The sequence below is a fragment of the Psychrobacter sp. Rd 27.2 genome, assembly GCF_001921755.1.
Taxonomy (GTDB): domain Bacteria; phylum Pseudomonadota; class Gammaproteobacteria; order Pseudomonadales; family Moraxellaceae; genus Psychrobacter; species Psychrobacter celer.
On record NZ_MRYB01000166.1, the window covers coordinates 1 to 311 of the forward strand.

A 311-nucleotide genomic window follows, 5' to 3' on the forward strand; every position below is an offset into this window, starting at 1 on the left:
ATAAACATATCTATTTGGTTACATGGTGCAGAGGTACAAAGCTGGAAGAGAAGAGAGTTTGACTTTAAAGGATTAACTAATAGTGAAACGGATAAGAAGAAAAGGCTTGCTGATAATAGAGTTAAGTTTTGGCAAAACCTTATAAAGAAGGATTTAAATAATAGAATCAAACTCATATTTGTTTCAAATACATTTTTAAAAGAGGTTGAGTCTGATCTAGGTTTCGATATTCCAAATGAAAATAAATTAGTTATACATAATTATGTAGATAGCAATCTCTTTAGATACTCTGAGAAAAAAGCTGAGGATAG

Annotated in this window: 1 protein-coding gene; it reads left to right on the plus strand. The window is 29.6% G+C overall.

Translation table 11 applies throughout. The features are described from left to right. A partial coding sequence (locus tag BTV99_RS13645) for a hypothetical protein (protein ID WP_178377997.1) occupies positions 1 to 311 on the plus strand: 311 nt, incomplete at both ends.